Here is a 16,111-nt window from a genome sequence, read left to right on the forward strand (position 1 = left end):
CACTCCCGCCAACGTCACGGCCTGCCCCAAAAGGGGCCGCTCACGTACGGTTGACGCATGACGAGCATCGGTGGTGCCGAGATGGTCGACTGGAATCTCGCGGTCGCGACCGCGACGCGGCTCGTACGGCCGGGCCCCGACGTGAGCCGCGACGAGGCCCGGGGCGTCGTCGCGGAACTGCGCCGGCATGCCAAGGCCTCGGAGGAACACGTCCGGGGCTTCACCCGGATGGCGACGGAAGAGTCCCATGACACGCCGATCCTCGTCGTCGACCGCCCGGGCTGGGTCCGGGCGAACGTCGCCGGGTTCCGGGAGATCCTCAAGCCGCTCCTCGACAAGATGCAGGAACGGCGCGGCAGCACCCCCGGCGGCGCGGTCCTGGGCGCCGTCGGCGGCAAGGTGACCGGCGTCGAACTCGGCATGCTGCTGTCCTTCCTGTCCTCCCGCGTCCTCGGCCAGTACGAGACCTTCGCCCCGGCCACCCGCGACCTCCCGGCCGGCGGCGCACCGAGCGGCGGCGGCCGACTGCTCCTCGTCGCCCCGAACATCGTCCACGTGGAGCGCGAACTCGACGTGGAGCCCCACGACTTCCGGCTGTGGGTGTGCCTCCACGAGGAGACCCACCGCACGCAGTTCACGGCCGTGCCCTGGCTGCAGGACCACCTGGAGGGCGAAATCCAGTCGTTCCTGGGGGAGACCGAGGTCGACCCCATGACCGTCCTGGAACGCGTCCGGGACGCCGCCCAGTCCCTCGCGGGCGGGCGCCCCGAGGGCGAGGAGGACGAGGGCGGCAGGTCCCTCGTGGAAATCGTGCAGACGCCCGCCCAGCGGGAGATCCTCGGCCGCCTCACCGCGGTGATGTCCCTCCTGGAGGGCCACGCCGACTTCGTCATGGACGGAGTCGGCCCCCAGGTCGTCCCGTCCGTCGCCGAGATCCGTGAGAAGTTCCAGCAGCGACGCGCCAAGGGCGCCTCCCGACTGGACCTCGCCCTGCGCAAGCTCCTGGGTCTGGACGCCAAACTCCGGCAGTACCGCGACGGCGAACGCTTCGTGCGGGCCGTCGTCGACCAGGTCGGCGTGGACGGCTTCAACCGCGTGTGGACATCCCCGAACACCCTCCCGACGAAGGCGGAGATCGCCGAACCGGCGGACTGGGTCGCGCGGGTGCACCGCAAGGCCGAGTCGTGAACCCAGGCACGGAGGTCGTGAAACGAATCCGGCCGACGGCAGGCGAACGCCCCTTCAATCACCCGTCCGAGGGACCGTGAGCGAAGGGTAGGCGTGCAATGCTCGGGGAACGGCCCGGTTCTGTCACCATCTACACACTCTGAGTGACCGAGCTCGAGCTCACCCCCCGAAAACTTCATGAAGGGAACCGGACATGGGTCCCCATCCTGCGGTCGCGGCGATACGCCTGGCGGTCCGCCGCGTCCTCCACGACATCCTCAACGACCACCAGACCTCCGAGCGCGGCGCGCACGAGCGCCCACCCTCGCCGCTCGTGCTCGTGGCGTGCTCCGGCGGCGCCGACTCCATGGCCCTCGCCTCCGCCCTGGCGTTCGAGGCCCCCAAGCTCGGCATCCGCGCCGGCGGCGTCACCGTCGACCACGGCCTGCAGCCCGGCTCCGACCAGCGTGCGGACGAGGTCGTCGTACGGCTGCGCGAACTCGGCCTGGACCCGGTCGACTCCACCGCCGTGACCGTCGGCCGCGACGGCGGCCCCGAGGCGGCCGCCCGAGACGCCCGCTACGCGGCCCTGGACGCCTCCGCGGAACGCCACGGCGCCACCGCGGTCCTGCTCGGCCACACCCGCGACGACCAGGCCGAAACCGTCCTGCTCGGCCTCGCCCGCGGCTCCGGCATCCGCTCCCTGTCCGGCATGGCGGCCGTGTCCGGGAGGCCGGGGTCCGCCCGCCGTTACCGCCGCCCCTTCCTCCAACTCGACCGGCAGACCGTCCGCAAGGCCTGCATGGTCCAGTCCCTGCCCGTCTGGGACGACCCTCACAACGCCGACCCGGCATACACCCGCTCCCGGCTGCGTCACGAGGGTCTGCCCGCTCTGGAGAAGGCGCTCGGCAAAGGCGTCGTGGAAGCCCTCGCCCGCACGGCCCAGCTCTCCCGCGACGACGCCGACGCCCTGGACGCCTGGGCCGGCCAGGCCGAGGCCGCCGTACGGGACGCCACCGGGGGCCTGGAGTGCGCCAAGCTCTACGCTCTGCCGCCCGCCGTGCGCCGCCGCATCCTGCGCCGCGCGGCCATCGAGGCCGGCGCCCCCGCGGGCTCGCTCTTCGCCCGTCACATCGAGGAAGTCGACCGTCTGATCACCGGCTGGCGCGGTCAGGGAGCCATCAATCTCCCGGGCCGGGTCGTCGCCCAACGGCAGGGTGGCAGACTGGTGATTCGGCAAGGCTGATCCCGTCCTCTCCGAGGACTCTGTGGAGGGGCCGCTCAGCCGGTTGGACGACCGAAAGTGATGCGGGTGGACGCGAAAGACATGGGTGCCGACCTCAAGTCGGTGCTCATCACCAAGGAAGAGATCGACGCGAAGCTGATCGAGCTGGCCGCGAAGATCGACGCGGAGTACGCGGGCAAGGACCTGCTCATCGTCGGCGTCCTCAAGGGCGCGGTGATGGTCATGGCGGACCTCGCCCGGGCGCTGTCCACCCCCGTCACCATGGACTGGATGGCCGTGTCGTCCTACGGCGCGGGCACCCAGTCGTCGGGTGTGGTGCGGATCCTCAAGGACCTCGACACCGACATCAAGGGCAAGCACGTCCTGATCGTCGAGGACATCATCGACTCCGGCCTGACCTTGTCCTGGCTGATCTCCAACCTCGGCTCGCGCGAGCCCGCATCCCTCAAGGTGTGCACCCTGCTGCGCAAGCCCGACGCCGCGAAGGTCGCCATCGACGTCGAATGGGTCGGCTTCGACATCCCCAACGAGTTCGTCGTCGGTTACGGCCTCGACTACGCCGAGAAGTACCGCAATCTCCCGTTCGTCGGTACGCTCGCGCCCCACGTGTACGGTGGCTGAACCCCTGTCGGGGTGCCGTGACGGTGATCGGGAACCCCAGCGGGCTTCCCGCCGTTGGAGCATGCGTAGACGGATCGCCAGTCGTCCCACGCGGCTTCAGGTGACAATGCTGGGGTACCGTCCGAAGAACAGTCTTTATCAAACTCACTATGGCAGGAGGGACGGGGCGGCACCGCTCCGTATGGATGGACGTGAAGCGATACTTCCGTGGGCCGGTCATGTGGATCGTGCTGGCCGTCCTTGCCGTGGTCGTGTTGATGCAGGTCGTCGGCTCGTCCGGCGGCTACAAGACGGTGGACACCGGCCAGGTCGTCCAGGCGATCAACCAGAACAAGGTCGAGTCGGCCAAGCTCACCACAGGTGACGACGAGACCATCAAGGTCACGCTCAAGAACGGCCAAAAGGTCGAGGGCAGCTCGAAGATCCAGGCGAGCTACATCGGCGACCAGGGCGTGGACATTGCCAACACGCTGCAGAACAAGTACCAGGACAAGCAGATCCCGGACGGCTACACGGTTTCGCCGTCCAAGCAGAATCCGTTCGTCGGGATGCTGATCTCTTTCCTGCTCCCCTTGATTCTCATCGTGGTCCTCTTCCTGTTCCTGATGAATCAGATGCAGGGCGGCGGCTCCCGGGTGATGAACTTCGGGAAGTCCAAGGCCAAACTCATCACCAAGGACACCCCGAAGACGACGTTCTCGGACGTCGCCGGGTCGGACGAGGCCGTCGAGGAACTCCACGAGATCAAGGAGTTCCTGCAGGAACCGGCGAAGTTCCAGGCCGTCGGGGCGAAGATTCCCAAGGGCGTACTGCTGTACGGCCCTCCCGGCACCGGCAAGACCCTGCTGGCGCGCGCCGTCGCGGGCGAGGCCGGGGTCCCCTTCTACTCGATCTCCGGTTCCGACTTCGTCGAGATGTTCGTCGGTGTCGGTGCCTCCCGAGTCCGTGACCTGTTCGAGCAGGCCAAGGCGAACGCCCCGGCGATCGTCTTCGTCGACGAGATCGACGCGGTCGGCCGCCATCGCGGCGCCGGCCTCGGCGGTGGTCACGACGAGCGCGAGCAGACCCTGAACCAGCTGCTCGTCGAGATGGACGGGTTCGACGTCAAGGGCGGTGTGATTCTCATCGCCGCCACGAACCGTCCGGACATCCTCGACCCGGCGCTGCTGCGTCCCGGCCGTTTCGACCGCCAGATCGCGGTCGACCGCCCGGACATGCAGGGGCGTCTGGAGATCCTGAAGGTCCACCAGAAGGGCAAGCCGGTCGCACCGGACGTCGACCTCTCGGCCGTCGCCCGCCGCACCCCCGGCTTCACCGGCGCGGACCTGTCGAACGTGCTGAACGAAGCGGCGCTCCTGACGGCGCGTGGCAACCAGAAGCTGATCGACAACCACATGCTGGACGAGGCGATCGACCGCGTCGTGGCGGGCCCGCAGAAGCGGACCCGGATCATGTCGGACAAGGAAAAGAAGATCACCGCGTACCACGAGGGCGGTCACGCCCTGGTCGCGGCGGCCTCCCCGAACTCCGATCCGGTCCACAAGATCACGATCCTTTCGAGAGGCCGTGCTCTGGGCTACACGATGGTCCTGCCGGACGAGGACAAGTACTCGACCACGCGCAACGAGATGCTGGACCAGCTGGCCTACATGCTGGGCGGCCGCGCGGCCGAGGAACTGGTCTTCCACGACCCGACCACCGGCGCTGCGAACGACATCGAGAAGGCCACGGCCACGGCCCGCTCGATGGTCACGCAGTACGGCATGACCGAGCGTCTCGGTGCCATCAAGTTCGGTGGCGACAACAGCGAGCCGTTCCTGGGCCGGGAGATGTCGCACCCGCGTGACTACTCGGAAGAGGTCGCCGCGCTGGTCGACGAGGAGGTCAAGAAGCTCATCGAGACGGCGCACAACGAGGCCTGGGAGATCCTGGTCGAGAACCGCGACGTCCTGGACCAGCTCGTCCTCCAGTTGCTGGAGAAGGAGACGCTGAACAAGGAGCAGATCGCCGAGGTCTTCGCTCCCATCGTCAAGCGTCCCCCGCGGCCGGCCTGGACCGGGTCCTCCCGGCGTACGCCGTCCACCCGTCCGCCGGTGCTCTCCCCCAGGGAGCTCGCACTGACGAACGGCGCCAACGGCGCGACGCCGGCGATCTCCACCGCGAAGTCCACCGCGGCGGAACCCGCCCCGGCGGCCGAGCCCGCCCCCGAGGAGCGCCCGGAGAGCTGACTCTCCGGGTCCTCGGGACCCCCGGTGACCTCGCCGCAGGCCCGGAATGAATGCCGCGCCCCCCAGGTTCTAGCCTGGGGGGCGCGGCATTTCGTATATGCCTACAGATGAGGCGCGTGGCCCACACGCGCGACAGGCACAGGAACGAGGCACCATGACCGACCCCGTGACGCTGGACGGCGAGGGCTCCATCGGCGAGTTCGACGAGAAGCGTGCCGAGAACGCCGTGCGCGAACTGCTGATCGCGGTCGGCGAGGACCCTGACCGGGAGGGCCTGAGGGAGACTCCGGCGCGGGTCGCGCGGGCGTACAAGGAGATATTCGCGGGGCTGACGCAGAAGCCCGAGGATGTGCTGACCACGACGTTCGACGCGGGGCACGACGAGCTGGTGCTCGTGAAGGACATTGAGGTGTACTCGACATGTGAGCACCATCTCGTGCCGTTCAGGGGTGTGGCTCATGTCGGCTACATCCCGGCCACCACCGGCAAGATCACCGGCCTGTCCAAGCTGGCCCGTCTCGTGGACGTCTACGCTCGGCGCCCGCAGGTACAGGAACGACTCACCACGCAGATCGCGGACTCCCTGATGGAGATCCTGGAGCCGCGCGGTGTCATCGTCGTCGTGGAGTGCGAACACATGTGCATGTCGATGCGGGGCATCCGCAAGCCCGGTGCCAAGACGCTGACCTCGGCCGTGCGCGGTCAGCTGCGGGACGCGGCCACCCGCAATGAGGCGATGAGCCTCATCATGGCCCGCTAGACGGTTTCCTGATCGCCGGGCGGGCCGTCACGCCGCCGAAGGCGCCCCCGTGTTGTGGTCGTCGTCCTCCGGGAGTCGGCAGACGCGCTCCAGGAAGATGGCCGCCGCTATGACGGCGACGCCCGCCAGGACCGAGAAGCCGGCGGAGATGGCCTGGTCGCGGCGGGCGGGGATGTCCAGGGACTCCAGCAGGAAGACGCCGATGCCTCCGTACAGGCCGGAGACCAGCGCGGCGACCAGGGCGCTGGCCTGACCGAAGACGACCGCGCGGGCCGCCATCAGGGGATCGACGCCCTTGGCCTCGGGTCGGCGCTCGCGCTGCGCCTTGAGGCGGGCGCGGATCGAGAGCGCCGTGGCCAGGAGGACCACGGCGATCAGGCCGAGGGCGATGGGCGCGGCCACGGGGATGCTGGGCAGGGTCCCGACCGAGTTCCACAGGCGGGCGCCTGCCCAGGACAAGATCCCGGCGACGGCGAAGACGCCGATCAGCACCCTGATGCGCAGCTCTTTCACGGTGTCCCTTCAGCTCCCCGAGGTCCTACGGACTGTGGCCGTCTTGACCTTAACGGCTATTCGGGCAGCCGGAGTTCCAGGTCCTTGCGTGCTTCCACACCGTCGCGGGTGACCGTGTCGAGGAGGTCGGCGACCGTGCCGTGGCCGGGCAGCTGGGCCTCGGGCTCCACGTCGTGCCAGGGAACGAGCACGAAGGCGCGTTCGTGGGCGCGGGGGTGAGGGAGCGTGAGGTGCGGGTCGTCGGTGACCACATCGGCGTACGCGACGATGTCGACGTCGAGGGTGCGCGCACCCCAGCGCTCGTCCCGGACGCGGTGGAAGGCCTCCTCGACCGCGTGCGCCCGCTCCAGGAGGGAGGACGGGGGCAGGGTCGTCTTCAGGACCACGACCGCGTTGAAGTACGCGGGCTGGCTGCCCGGCTCCACGCCCCACGGCTCCGTCTCGTACACCGGGGAGACCGCCTTGATGCGGACGCCCGGGGTGTCCTCCAGGGCGTCGATGGCGCCCTGGAGCGTCTCCAGACGATTGCCGAGGTTGGCGCCGAGGGAGACCACGGCGCGTTTCGGGTTGTGGAGGGTGGCGTCGGCGGCGTCGACCTTCTCGACGACGGAGGCGGGTACCGGCTGTACGGTCGGGTCGCTGTGCCCCTCGGTGAAGAACGCGGTCATACTCGGCTCCGGGTGATGGTGACGGTCACGTCGTCGAAGGGGACGGTGATCGGGGCGTCCGGCTTGTGGACGCGGACCTCGATCTCCTCGACCCGTTCGTGCTTCAGACAGGCCTGGGCGATGCGCTCGGCGAGCGTCTCGATGAGGTTGACCGGCTCGCCCTCGACGACGGCCACGACCTCCTCCGCCACGATGCCGTAGTGAACGGTCTTCGTCAGGTCGTCGTCGGCGGCGGCCGGTCGGGTGTCCAGGCCCAGGACGAGGTCCACGATGAAGGTCTGGCCCTCCTCGCGTTCCTTGGGGAACACACCGTGGTGCCCGCGGGCCTTGAGGCCGCGCAGCGCGACACGATCCACGCGAATCACTCCTGCAATCGTCGGTCACGGCCGGTCCGTACCGTGTGCGGGCGGCACACCGGCCTCAGATGAATCTACCTGCGAGCACTGACAGGGCCCGGCCGCGGGGGCGCGAGCCCGTGCCGGGGCCAAGAGGGTTCATCATGCGTTTCCCCTGGGGAACCCGGCGGCTCACGGGCTGGTAGCCGCCCATACCCGGGGGTTCGTGATTCCAACCACTTCTTGGTCTCTCTGGGGTCTGCGCGGGTGGTTCCCGTGAAGAGTTCTCAGGGACGGTTCCCATGGGTGGCCGGGGGTGGTTCCGGGGGTGGCCCTGTGGGGCGCCTACCCACTCAGGCGGGGGTCTCGTCGCTTTCGTCCTCGTCACTTTCGGCCAGAACGGGCGAGGCGTGGTGGGACCAGAGTTTCCAGCCGTCGGGTGTGCGGCGGAACAGGTTGGTGGCGACCACCAGCTGGCCGACGAGCGGACCCAGCTCCTCGTCGCCCTCGGGGGCGGGGCCGCCGCTGAGGATGTTCTCGGTGCAGGTCACCAGGGCGGTGTCGGCGCTGACGGAGACGTGCACATCGGTGAGGAAGAACTGGATGTAGTCCGTGTTGACGAAGAATACCAAAAAGCGTACGTCGTCGGATCACCCGCCTGACCTGCGGCTTCTTCCCTGGCGGCCCGCCTGGCGGCCAGCTCATCGCCCGGAACTGGCGCCCTCGGCGGCTCATCGTCCGGTCCCTCGCCCCCGTCCTCCGGCCCCCGGAGCAGCTCCCGCAGGGCCTCCGCGTCCTCGTCCGTGCGGCCCTCGACGAGCCCCAGAACGTACTCCATGAGACGAGGTGTCAGACGTACCTCCGCCCCCGTGGAGGTCACGTTCGCTATCGAGGCGTTGTAGTCCCGCAGGATTTCTTCCTGCCGCCGCAGAAATGCCTCATCCGCGCTCTCCCGCCGCATGGGCCCTCCCCTGGCCGACGCTAGTTGCGTACGCAGTTGCGTACGCAGTTGGATCATAGCGTTCCACCACCCCGAGTGGTCTTCTGGGGCGTACCAAGTTCGTGCAACTCCTGCGCCCGTTCACGATGTTGGCGTGCGAGGGCTCGGGCATGCTCAGCCCCACCTGCTGAACCACACCCCCACTGTCAGTGGGAAGTCATAATCTGCGACAACGAGGAGGTCACATGAGCCACCGGTCCCGTCAGATCATCATCGGAATTGTTGTCGGCGTAGCTGCCGCGACCGGCGCCATATTCGCAACGCAGGGCAGTGATGCGGGTGACGGCCTCGACGAGCGCAGCTACAAGCTCGGCTACAACGAGGCATTCGGTGGCGCGTACATGCCGACGGACACTCGCAGCCGCGACGAGATAAGAACGAGCTGTGACGACCTCTTCCGCACGTGGGTCGAGGCTTCCGGTAAGCAGGACGTCGTGCGCGGCGACTGGACAGAAGGCTGCGCCGACGTGGCGCAGAACAAGGACTCTCGTTTCGGTTGAGGGGTGAAAGGACGACATGAGCTACGTCGTGGCGAAGCTGGAGAAGAAGTCCGGCGGGGATGAGTTGGTGGTCTCGGAGGAGATCAAGGTGGCCGCGAAAATCGAGGACGCGGTGAACCGGATCGGTGCCTGGAACGGTGACCTTTTCGCCGTGTGGGATGTCGAGACGCGGCCGAACCCGTCGGAGGCCGGCGCAATTGTGCAGGGCCAGGTGCCGGACTCCCTGTGGGTCATCTCGGGCGAGATGCCGTTCCAAATTGAGGACCGGTACCTGGAGACGGTGAGGCAGGACGGCCGTGGCTGAGGAGAAGATTCGGGCATGACGGAAGCTGGGGTAACCGTGGCTGAAACGCAAGGGCGTCGGCTCTCAAAAGCGAAGTTGCGCGGTCTGCGGGCGGCTGCGGCAGACCGGCTCGGCCGTTTCCCGTCCGGTACGTCGGTGGCCACGACCAATTCGCTTCGGGACGCGGGTCTGGCTATTGGGCGCGATGCTTGCGGTCACCGAGTCGGGCCGGGGCATCGGCACACGCCCATCAGTTCGTTCATCACGCCTGCCGGCCGCGAGGCTATCGGTGCAGAGCAACCGGAGGCGCTGACTGCGGCGGGCACCGACTTGGAGCGCCAGTGCGTGCGCGTCCTGGCGGAGGCGGGTTACTCGGGTGACTTCACCGTGGTCGAGGTGGAGAGCGAAGGCATTCGAATCGAGGTGGATGACCCGGAGGTAGAGGACTCGGGAACTCGGGTTCTGGTGATGGCCTCTGAGCTATATGCGAACGGCTGGCGTCCCCTGGAAGAGGGGGATCGGGCCGGTCTCTTTCCCATCCCACTGGTGAGAGCTGGGGTACCTGGTGCGTCGGCCGGCATGTGCCGTCAGTGTCACCACGGGTTGATGTACGACGAGTCCGGCCAGTGCGTAGTGGACGAGTACAGCACCTACCTGTGTCTGTCGGTTGTGGACCCTGAGTCGCCGACCCACGTCCCCTGGGAGTAGACCCCCTGCGTTCCATCAGGCCCCCGTTCTTCGGAGCGGGGGCCTTTTGCATGCCCAAAGGAGCCTCATGGCCGAGAAATTCAAACGCCTACCCGAGCAACAGCACAATGCCGTGCTCGCAGCGGCGCAGCGTCCCGACCACCTGATTCCAGGCATCGAGGACGGGTTCGTGCCGAAGCACGTGATTTTCAACAAGCGGACCTTGGTCTCGGTTCATCGAGCTGGCTTTGGGGACATGCGACCGAGTGCCTACTTCGACAGGCAGGGTTCGTACGAGGACTCGGCGGCGTCGCTGTTCCTGACGCAGGCAGGCCGGGCCTACGCCAGGCAATTCGGCGTGCCGTGCCAGCGGCGCAGGGTCGTAGTCCTTCAATGCGGTGACAAGAAGGCCGAGCCGAGCTGGGAGAAGTACCACTACCGGGGTGTGATCCCGGCCGGGCAGTTGTACATCGGGCCGTATCACCGGTCGCTGCGCCTGACCGCGAGTGCGCTGACCAACCCGTTCCTCACATGGATCATGTCGGCCTGGCACGGCCTGATCCCGCTGAAGCGTCCTCTGGGGCGGTACAACGTCAAGCTCGGTGACCCGAAGGCGATCACCCCGGAGAAGATGCGCCGGCATACCGCGTCGCTTGATCTGGCTGACGCGGACGTGATCTTCCTGGGCAGCAAGGGCTACGCGGACCTGTTCACCGAGTCCGTTCCGCACGCCTTCACGCCGCTGAGCGGTGACCTTCTTGCTCAGCGCTCGCAGTGCAAGACGGTTCGGGAAAACCCGGACCTCATGCGCGAGTGGTGGGATGCGGCGGCTCTCGGCCGAGGCCGGTGCCTGGAGCCGGATGAGGGGTGCCCGAAGTAACTTGCTGGCGTCGGCCGGCGGCCCCCGTTCCTGGTCTGGGAGCGGGGGCTTCGTCATGTCTGGAGGAGTGTCATGTCGGTTGTCATGTCGGTTTTGCAGTTCCTATTCCAGAGCGACGTGTCGACGGTGCTGACTGCCGTGGTCACGGCGGGCATGTGTCTGGGAATCACGATGTACGTTTCGCGGGACAAGTGAAAAATTCCCGCGCTGTCGGAGACGGGTGGTAGACAGACGCTCATGGTGGAGCAGATGAGTGCTCGGCACTCGGCGATCGTCGAGGCGGTTCGGGACATGGAGGCAGCGGCGCCCGACGGTGCGCTGCTCGCGGTGGGGGCAACGAGCCGGAGCCTGGCTCGACGGCTGGGAGTGACCGAGACCACGGCCCTGCGGTACCTGAAGGAGACCATCGCGGCGGGACAGCTCGCCGAGATCGGTCACGTCGGTCGCAAGCTGCTGTTTCCCTGGCCCGATGGCCTCCCGAATACGCCGGAGCGCTGGACGACAGGTGAGGTGAAGCGGGGCGCCTTCCGCATAACGACTTACCGCGAAGTCGGTCCGGCCATGGCGAAGATCCGTTTCGTGTTCACGCCGGAGCGGCTGAAGCTGCTCATGGACCAGGCCATAGCGGAGGACGCGGCGGAGGCCGCCAAGAAGGCGCGCAAGGATCAGGAGCGCCAGGAGAAGTGGGCGGCCGAAGACGCGGAGGGGCGGGCGGTATTCGCCAAGCACTACCCAGCCTTGGCCGGCCTGCTGGAGCGGTTCGAGGAGCAGGTGCGTGAGGAGCGGGAGGGCAGGTCCCTGGGGGTCCGGTTCGACGCGAGGGAGCACCCGAAGGCCGGCGTCCTCGGGCGAGTGAACATCGAAGTGACCGATGAGAAGTTCGCGGTCTTGGAAGCGATTTTGCGGGATGGTCTGGGCGCACAGCCCGAGGCCGGGCTGGAAGGGGTGCAGGAATGAGCAAGAACCAGCGGATGGTCATCATGCGGTCGGCGGAGGAGGTGCAGAAGCAGCTCGCGACCGCGTGGGAGCGGCTGGAAGAGGCGTGTGAAGGCGAGATGCCCGGCAACCTCCGCGCGCTGCACGGGGTGGACGCCGAGGCGTTCTCTTTGCTGATCGAGGCGATGGTGCAGCTCGGTGAGCCGGTGGACCAGGAGATGCAGGATCTGGCCGGCCTGAAGCCGGTCGACGAGGTGCTGTCGTAGGACGCGGTTCCGGTCGAGGGGCCTGGTGAGGGGGTTACTCCCTTGGTACGGGCTCCTCGACGACTTCCGCGTCAACGATGCCCATCTGGCTGAAGGCTTGCTCGGCTGACACTGTCCCGGCGGGGCTCAACGCGGGGGGGCCATCCGACTTTGGGCCGAAGAGGCGTGAGATCAGCCCGACCTCTGCGTGGTCCTTCGACTGCATCTTCATCGAAAACGTAAATCCGGCCTCTTCGATGTCGCTCTTGAGCTTGACGAACTTGGCGAGGCGATCCATCTCGGAGGAGAGATTTGGGTCGGCGTACCCGCCTTCGACCTCCTCTGACATGCGCATCGAGAAGACGCGCATGGCCTGCATGCTGATCATGCTGTCCAGGAGCGCGATGTATTGCTCCTTCGTGCGGACGCGCACAGGCATCTCGTACGCACAGGATTCCCCGGGCTGGTACTCGGGACATTTGTTGGCCAGGAAGCACCCGTCACACACCCGGACCCCGGGGTCGACGGCGTTGATGCGGTGCTCGGTGCGGGTCTGGCGTTCCCCGCTGTCGGGGTCGGTGTAGCGGTGGGTGAAGGCTTCGGTCTCGATGCCGGGGAGGAGCTTCTTCACCCGTGTGGCGGGCGGTTCAGTTACCCCCTCGTGCTCCTCTTCTGAAGAGGTCGCCGCAACTGTCAGGGCACTGCTTTCCGCGTTTTCGGAACCGGGGGGTAGGGCGGTGGCAGTTACTCCCTTGCCGTGGCGCTGCGAAATGTGGGCGATCTGGTGCCGCCAGGACCACAGGCTGAGTCGGAGGTTCTCGGTGGCGTCGTCGGCGTCGATGAGGTCGACGTCAAGGCCGGCGCCGGTGATCAGGGTGCGGTGGCGTTTGCGCGCCTGCCCTTTGTATCGGGCCGGGTACCGCTTCATCTCTGAGCCGGTCCATACGAACGTTTCGCCATGCTGGGCGGCCGACAACCACGTGGTGGAGGAGACGCTGTACCAGTCGGCGGAGAGCATGAGGGGTGGGCTGGAGAAGCCCATGCCGTGGAGCTTGATGCGCCGGCTGAGGGAGCGCAGGGTGGGGATGATGTCCCGGTCCCCGCAGGTGCCTTGGCCGACGGCGATGTAGGGGAACTGGTCGGCCATGCGCTTGAGGACGTCGAGGCCCCATTCCTCGTGCCAGACGACGATCGACTTCTCGGGGTCGAGGTGCTGCCGGCGAGCTGCGATCCACTCGTGGCCCATGGGGAGGGCGTCGAACTCGACGTACGCCTGGACGCGGTCCAGGTTCTGCTCCACGAACGCGTCGTAGTGGTTGGCGATGTCCTGGATTTCCTCGGGGGTGACCTCGACGCCGGGCCTGTTCAGCGTGTGGCAGCCACTGTCCAGGAAGACGGACTGCTCGGGGGTGTAGTGCTCCGCGATGGACCAGGGCTTGGCGAATTTCACGCGCCGGCGTAGGCCCATGTAGGACATGCCGACGTGGGGGACTTTCTCGGCGGCCAGGAGGCTGCGGTGGGAGGGGATTTCCGCGCCGGCGAAGTAGAAGATCATGAGGGGGTCTCCGGTTCGGCCGCGTCGAAGAACTGCTGTCGGCGAAAGGCGCGGTTGTCTTCGCCGCAGATACCGGCGATGCCTCGGGTGATTTGGTCGACGACGTCGCGGGCCTCTGGGTAGTACTCGTGGGCCTGGCGGAGGACTTCGGCGAAGGCCCGGTAGTGCTTGCGGGACATGCTCATGACCCGGCGTCCTCGCGGACGTCGATCAGGGTGACGACGGTCGCGCCGTTGTGGCCGTGGATTTCTACGACGTCGTCGATGGAGTCGTAGATGGCTGTCGAGCTGGTCCCGGTGTTCCACCTCATCGCCACGGTGCCGTCGGGGAAGATCACGCCACCGGCGACTGTGCCCTCGCCGCTGATGCCGGTGATGTCTTCGTGGCGGTCGAGGTGGAAGCGCACGAGATCGGTGTCGCTGCGGACGAAGCGGGTCGTGTGCTTGGTGGTCATGGCTGCTCCAGGCTGTGGGGGGTGAGGCGGATCTCGTGCTGGCGCTCGACGGCACCGGTGAGGTCGTCCCAGGGGCGGATGGCCGACGGCCCGGCAGAGGGCTGGCGAGGGCCCTGGAAAGCGGAGGTGACCAGGGCGGTGTTCCAGCCGGCGGCCAGCTCGGCTGCGGCGCACGCGGGGTCGGACTCGATGACGAGGGCGCCGATGCGCCAGGCGCGGACGCGCTGGAGAGCTTCGAGGCGGCCGGCCGGTCCGGGCTCAGGTGCGTGGAGGTAGGACTGGTGGCCGGTGAGCTGCCGCTTTTGCAGCCACAGAGCGATGTCCTGCTCGCTCCAGGCGTGGGAGAGCAGGTGCAGCCGGCAGTTCTTGTTCAGGGCCTGGTAGAGGCCCCACCCGGTGTCTATGTGGCCTTCGCTGGCGGGGAGGCGTAGGACTCCCTCGACGACCATGACGGCGGCAAGCACGAGGGCCTCAGAGCTTGAGCTTGTCGGCGAGGGATTGGTGCTGCGCGGCCTGCTGCATCTGCGCCGTCATGGCCATCAACTGGTGGGCTGTGATGGCGGCTTGCTTGCTGGCCTCGATGTCTGAGACGACTTCGGATGCGCCGAACTTCATCTCCAGGACGGTGGCCGAGCGTTCGGCGGTGATCGGCTTCCCGAAGTCGCTGAGGGCTTCCCACTCGCCGTTGGTGTGCTGCACGACCATGAAGGCGGTGCGGACCTGGAGGGTGCCGTCGGGGCCGTTCGGGGTGGGGGTTTCGAGGGGCATGGGTGCTCCTAGTCGAATGCAGGGTGAATGCGGTGTGGGGTGGCGCCGGCCGGACAGAGGCAGCCGTCTACGGGGCTCCAGGACGGGCAGGTGTCGCGGACGCCGGCGGTGTGCTGGCAGGGCAGGTTTCGGGTTGCGGCGGAGCACCCGCAGGCTTCGGGGTTGTGCCAGGCGCTCACGGGGCGCTCGCACTGGGTGCACACGAGGTAGGGGTTGGCGAACTCAATGCGGGTGTGTGTCCGTGTGTAGGTCACTGCCAGCTCTTTCGTGTGGTGCTCCAGGTGCTTTCTTCTTTTTCCTGCCGGCGGGCCTGGCGGCGTTCTTTGTCGCGGGCCCGGATGCACGTGATGCACTCCCGGCGGCCGGAATGCCAGCGGGTGTTTTCCTCGCTGTATTCGTGGCCCTTGGGGCAATGGGTCTTGCGCGCGTTCTTGGCGGAGAATGATTCGCCGCGTGCGACGTTTTCTGTGGCGGGCACGGGCTCAAGGTGCTCCGGGTTGCAGCAGGCCCTGATCCGGCACTGGTGGTCGACATGCCAGCCGGGGGGAACGGTCTTCTGATTGGCCATTTCCCAGGCGATGATGTGGGTGCCCTTGACCTGGCCGTTTGGCAATCTGAATTTGCCGTAGCCGTAGTCGTCCTTGGCGCCGAGCCATATGTGGCAGTCGTCGAATTCGGTGCCCTTGTCGACCTTGTCGAAGAAGCGTCGCTCCCACCCGCCGGACGGGGGCCGTCGCGGCGGGGTCATTCGTACAGCCCGAGCTTGGCGCGCACGCGCTGCTCGTTGACGGACCGGATGGGGCAGTAGTCGCAGAGGTAGCGCTGGCCGGCGGGGTTGGACTTGTCCCACTTGGGCAGGCCCTCCGCCTTGCGGTCCCCTGCGGTGGGCGGGGTGAGGCGCTTCTTGTCGCTGTGGAAGTCGGAGCAGGTTTCCGGTCGGCCTCGGCCGCGCCAGCACTGCATGGCGTCACTCTTGAGGGTGTCGACAGCCTGATACACCCACGGCTCCATGCCGGTGGCGCCTTCTTGCTGCCAGACCCGCTTGAGGATTTCGTCGCGGACTTCTGCCGAGGAATGCCAGCGGTCCTCGTCTACGCCCTCAACCGGGTAGAGACGGCCGAAATGCCGTTCCCCGTTGGGGTACCGGTGCTTGGCTGCTGCGTATTCGAGGACCGTGTCTTGGCGCGGGTCACCCTCGTAGTGCGGAAGCACTTCGGTTGTGCGGCAATCCTTGCAAAGAAGTAGGCGGATCTGCGTCATGCGCT

The 16,111-nt window shown here is 67.4% G+C and carries 21 protein-coding genes and 1 pseudogene; 11 read left to right on the top strand and 11 right to left on the bottom strand.

The features are described from left to right. Positions 1–57 precede the first annotated feature (57 nt). The 5 genes from OHA64_RS26710 (at position 58) to folE (ending at position 6,022) form a co-directional block, all read left to right on the top strand. Positions 58–1,188 (top strand): zinc-dependent metalloprotease, encoded by a 1,131-nt coding sequence (locus OHA64_RS26710; protein WP_405617311.1) that lies wholly within the window; start codon positions 58–60, stop codon positions 1,186–1,188. A gap of 193 nt (positions 1,189–1,381) precedes the next feature. Then, positions 1,382–2,413, top strand: a complete 1,032-nt coding sequence (gene tilS / locus OHA64_RS26715; protein ID WP_405617313.1) for a tRNA lysidine(34) synthetase TilS — start codon at positions 1,382–1,384, stop codon at positions 2,411–2,413. A gap of 60 nt (positions 2,414–2,473) precedes the next feature. Beyond that, a complete protein-coding gene (gene hpt, locus OHA64_RS26720) occupies positions 2,474–3,034 on the top strand; it encodes a hypoxanthine phosphoribosyltransferase (protein WP_405617315.1) in 561 nt (186 codons plus the stop codon). Positions 3,035–3,219: 185 nt separating this feature from the next. Continuing rightward, positions 3,220–5,262: an ATP-dependent zinc metalloprotease FtsH gene (gene ftsH / locus OHA64_RS26725; RefSeq protein ID WP_405617317.1), complete on the top strand. Its 2,043-nt coding sequence runs from the start codon at positions 3,220–3,222 to the stop codon at positions 5,260–5,262. 154 nt (positions 5,263–5,416) lie between these two features. Then, a complete protein-coding gene (folE, locus tag OHA64_RS26730) occupies positions 5,417–6,022 on the top strand; it encodes a GTP cyclohydrolase I FolE (RefSeq protein ID WP_405617319.1) in 606 nt (201 codons plus the stop codon). A gap of 27 nt (positions 6,023–6,049) precedes the next feature. Here the strand turns inward: folE and OHA64_RS26735 are convergent, their stop codons facing one another. The 4 genes and pseudogenes from OHA64_RS26735 to OHA64_RS26750 all read right to left on the bottom strand — a co-directional run. Further along, on the bottom strand, positions 6,050–6,535 hold the full coding sequence (locus tag OHA64_RS26735; protein ID WP_405617321.1) for a DUF3180 domain-containing protein: 486 nt from the start codon (positions 6,533–6,535) through the stop codon (positions 6,050–6,052). Between the two features lie 56 nt (positions 6,536–6,591). Continuing rightward, positions 6,592–7,203 carry a 2-amino-4-hydroxy-6-hydroxymethyldihydropteridine diphosphokinase gene (gene folK, locus OHA64_RS26740; RefSeq protein ID WP_405617323.1) on the bottom strand — a complete coding sequence of 204 codons (612 nt, stop codon included), beginning with the start codon at positions 7,201–7,203 and terminating at the stop codon, positions 6,592–6,594. Beyond that, entirely contained in the window at positions 7,200–7,559 is a 360-nt protein-coding gene (folB, locus tag OHA64_RS26745) for a dihydroneopterin aldolase (protein WP_405617325.1), read from the bottom strand. The genes folK and folB overlap by 4 nt, the downstream gene beginning before the upstream one ends. Before the next feature lie 332 nt (positions 7,560–7,891). Then, a pseudogene (locus OHA64_RS26750) lies at positions 7,892–8,158 on the bottom strand (nuclear transport factor 2 family protein); the annotation flags it as partial. 565 nt (positions 8,159–8,723) lie between these two features. Between OHA64_RS26750 and OHA64_RS26755 the strand changes: the two are divergent. From OHA64_RS26755 to OHA64_RS26780, 6 genes are all read left to right on the top strand, one after another. Then, complete coding sequence (locus OHA64_RS26755) at positions 8,724–9,038, top strand: hypothetical protein (protein WP_328749233.1); 315 nt, start codon at positions 8,724–8,726, stop codon at positions 9,036–9,038. 28 nt (positions 9,039–9,066) lie between these two features. Next, on the top strand, positions 9,067–9,342 hold the full coding sequence (locus OHA64_RS26760; protein ID WP_328749234.1) for a hypothetical protein: 276 nt from the start codon (positions 9,067–9,069) through the stop codon (positions 9,340–9,342). A 15-nt stretch (positions 9,343–9,357) separates the two neighbouring features. Continuing rightward, positions 9,358–10,029, top strand: coding sequence for a hypothetical protein (locus OHA64_RS26765; protein WP_328749235.1), 672 nt, complete (start codon positions 9,358–9,360; stop codon positions 10,027–10,029). Positions 10,030–10,096: 67 nt separating this feature from the next. Beyond that, positions 10,097–10,888: a hypothetical protein gene (locus tag OHA64_RS26770; RefSeq protein WP_328749236.1), complete on the top strand. Its 792-nt coding sequence runs from the start codon at positions 10,097–10,099 to the stop codon at positions 10,886–10,888. Positions 10,889–11,125: 237 nt separating this feature from the next. Next, the gene (locus tag OHA64_RS26775) at positions 11,126–11,845 is read left to right on the top strand and encodes a hypothetical protein (protein ID WP_328749237.1); all 720 of its coding nucleotides are present in this window, start codon (positions 11,126–11,128) and stop codon (positions 11,843–11,845) included. Further along, positions 11,842–12,090, top strand: a complete 249-nt coding sequence (locus tag OHA64_RS26780) for a hypothetical protein (protein ID WP_328749238.1) — start codon at positions 11,842–11,844, stop codon at positions 12,088–12,090. Before OHA64_RS26775 ends, OHA64_RS26780 begins: the two co-directional genes overlap by 4 nt. Positions 12,091–12,124: 34 nt before the next feature. Here OHA64_RS26780 and OHA64_RS26785 read toward each other — a convergent pair whose 3' ends face one another. The 7 genes from OHA64_RS26785 to OHA64_RS26815 all read right to left on the bottom strand — a co-directional run bounded on the left by OHA64_RS26785 (position 12,125) and on the right by OHA64_RS26815 (position 16,106). Further along, a complete protein-coding gene (locus OHA64_RS26785) occupies positions 12,125–13,624 on the bottom strand; it encodes a hypothetical protein (protein ID WP_328749239.1) in 1,500 nt (499 codons plus the stop codon). After that, positions 13,621–13,809, bottom strand: a complete 189-nt coding sequence (locus tag OHA64_RS26790; protein WP_328749240.1) for a hypothetical protein — start codon at positions 13,807–13,809, stop codon at positions 13,621–13,623. The genes OHA64_RS26785 and OHA64_RS26790 overlap by 4 nt, the downstream gene beginning before the upstream one ends. After that, positions 13,806–14,078, bottom strand: coding sequence for a hypothetical protein (locus OHA64_RS26795; protein WP_328749241.1), 273 nt, complete (start codon positions 14,076–14,078; stop codon positions 13,806–13,808). The genes OHA64_RS26790 and OHA64_RS26795 overlap by 4 nt, the downstream gene beginning before the upstream one ends. Next, entirely contained in the window at positions 14,075–14,542 is a 468-nt protein-coding gene (locus OHA64_RS26800; RefSeq protein WP_328749242.1) for a hypothetical protein, read from the bottom strand. Before OHA64_RS26800 ends, OHA64_RS26795 begins: the two co-directional genes overlap by 4 nt. A 7-nt stretch (positions 14,543–14,549) precedes the next feature. Beyond that, a complete protein-coding gene (locus tag OHA64_RS26805) occupies positions 14,550–14,846 on the bottom strand; it encodes a hypothetical protein (RefSeq protein ID WP_328749243.1) in 297 nt (98 codons plus the stop codon). Between the two features lie 250 nt (positions 14,847–15,096). After that, positions 15,097–15,594, bottom strand: coding sequence for an HNH endonuclease signature motif containing protein (locus OHA64_RS26810; protein WP_328749244.1), 498 nt, complete (start codon positions 15,592–15,594; stop codon positions 15,097–15,099). After that, positions 15,591–16,106 carry a hypothetical protein gene (locus OHA64_RS26815; RefSeq protein WP_328749245.1) on the bottom strand — a complete coding sequence of 172 codons (516 nt, stop codon included), beginning with the start codon at positions 16,104–16,106 and terminating at the stop codon, positions 15,591–15,593. Before OHA64_RS26815 ends, OHA64_RS26810 begins: the two co-directional genes overlap by 4 nt. Between the last annotated feature and the right edge of the window lie 5 nt (positions 16,107–16,111).

Origin of the sequence: Streptomyces sp. NBC_00076 (assembly GCF_045041235.1) — a bacterium.
Classification (GTDB): Bacteria; Actinomycetota; Actinomycetes; order Streptomycetales; family Streptomycetaceae; genus Streptomyces.

Excerpts from the sequence above, each read along its gene's own strand:
- hpt (WP_405617315.1), top strand. The coding sequence starts at position 2,474 with ATGCGGGTGGACGCGAAAGACATGGGTGCCGACCTCAAGTCGGTGCTC.
- OHA64_RS26810 (WP_328749244.1), bottom strand. The coding sequence starts at position 15,594 with ATGACCCCGCCGCGACGGCCCCCGTCCGGCGGGTGGGAGCGACGCTTC.
- OHA64_RS26805 (WP_328749243.1), bottom strand. The coding sequence starts at position 14,846 with ATGCCCCTCGAAACCCCCACCCCGAACGGCCCCGACGGCACCCTCCAG.
- OHA64_RS26755 (WP_328749233.1), top strand. The coding sequence starts at position 8,724 with ATGAGCCACCGGTCCCGTCAGATCATCATCGGAATTGTTGTCGGCGTA.
- ftsH (WP_405617317.1), top strand. The coding sequence starts at position 3,220 with ATGGACGTGAAGCGATACTTCCGTGGGCCGGTCATGTGGATCGTGCTG.
- OHA64_RS26710 (WP_405617311.1), top strand. The coding sequence starts at position 58 with ATGACGAGCATCGGTGGTGCCGAGATGGTCGACTGGAATCTCGCGGTC.
- OHA64_RS26815 (WP_328749245.1), bottom strand. The coding sequence starts at position 16,106 with ATGACGCAGATCCGCCTACTTCTTTGCAAGGATTGCCGCACAACCGAA.
- OHA64_RS26770 (WP_328749236.1), top strand. The coding sequence starts at position 10,097 with ATGGCCGAGAAATTCAAACGCCTACCCGAGCAACAGCACAATGCCGTG.
- OHA64_RS26790 (WP_328749240.1), bottom strand. The coding sequence starts at position 13,809 with ATGAGCATGTCCCGCAAGCACTACCGGGCCTTCGCCGAAGTCCTCCGC.
- OHA64_RS26785 (WP_328749239.1), bottom strand. The coding sequence starts at position 13,624 with ATGATCTTCTACTTCGCCGGCGCGGAAATCCCCTCCCACCGCAGCCTC.
- tilS (WP_405617313.1), top strand. The coding sequence starts at position 1,382 with ATGGGTCCCCATCCTGCGGTCGCGGCGATACGCCTGGCGGTCCGCCGC.
- OHA64_RS26765 (WP_328749235.1), top strand. The coding sequence starts at position 9,358 with ATGACGGAAGCTGGGGTAACCGTGGCTGAAACGCAAGGGCGTCGGCTC.
- folK (WP_405617323.1), bottom strand. The coding sequence starts at position 7,203 with ATGACCGCGTTCTTCACCGAGGGGCACAGCGACCCGACCGTACAGCCG.
- OHA64_RS26795 (WP_328749241.1), bottom strand. The coding sequence starts at position 14,078 with ATGACCACCAAGCACACGACCCGCTTCGTCCGCAGCGACACCGATCTC.
- folE (WP_405617319.1), top strand. The coding sequence starts at position 5,417 with ATGACCGACCCCGTGACGCTGGACGGCGAGGGCTCCATCGGCGAGTTC.
- OHA64_RS26775 (WP_328749237.1), top strand. The coding sequence starts at position 11,126 with ATGGTGGAGCAGATGAGTGCTCGGCACTCGGCGATCGTCGAGGCGGTT.
- OHA64_RS26780 (WP_328749238.1), top strand. The coding sequence starts at position 11,842 with ATGAGCAAGAACCAGCGGATGGTCATCATGCGGTCGGCGGAGGAGGTG.